Raw genomic sequence first — 649 nt, 5'->3', positions numbered from 1 at the left:
GCGGAGCAGGCCCTCTTCACCGAGCAGTTCGAGCGCTCGACCCGCACCCTCAAGCTGGACCAGAAGGCCTGACGCGACCGGGGTCGGGGCGGGGAGGACGGCCCGCGACGGATAGGATCGGCCCCATGATCCGGCCCGTGAACCCGTACCCCGTCGGCCTGGACCTCGAAGGCCGTCGCGTCGTGGTGATCGGTGGGGGATCGGTGGCGCAGCGACGGATCCCCGTCCTCTTGGACGCGGGCGCCGCGGTCCATCTGGTGAGCCCGGAGATCACGCCCACCCTGCAGGGCCTGGCCGACGCGGGTCGGATCCGGTGGGAGGGCAGGGAGTACCGCACCGGCGACCTCGAGGGCGCGTGGTACGTCGTGGCCGCCACCAAGGACTCCCTGGTGAACGCGCGGGTCGCCGCGGAGGCCGAGCAGAACCGCACGTTCTGCGTCCGATCGGACGCGGTGAACTCGGGCACCGCCGTGACACCCGCCGTCGTCCGCCGTGACGACATGCTGGTGGCCGTCCTCACCGGGGACCGCGCCCGCACCGCGGAGGCCAGGGAGGTCGTGGCGCGGGCACTGGGCGAGGCCGGGGTGGCGGCGCCCGAGGCGGCTCAGGAGCTGCGCGGGACCGTCGCGCTGGTCGGGGGCGGACCCGG

The 649-nt window shown here is 74.6% G+C and carries 1 protein-coding gene; it reads left to right on the top strand.

Annotated features, from left to right (window positions below; all coding sequences use genetic code 11):
• Positions 1 to 125: 125 nt before the first annotated feature.
• A partial coding sequence (locus B4M60_RS07305; protein ID WP_291081786.1) for a precorrin-2 dehydrogenase/sirohydrochlorin ferrochelatase family protein occupies positions 126 to 649 on the top strand: 524 nt, incomplete at its 3' end.

Source organism: Dietzia sp. UBA5065 (genome assembly GCA_002415925.1).
Lineage (GTDB): Bacteria > Actinomycetota > Actinomycetes > Mycobacteriales > Mycobacteriaceae > Dietzia.
The sequence above is the reverse complement of the archived record's forward strand: the minus strand, read 5'-3'. Positions and strand labels throughout refer to the sequence as shown.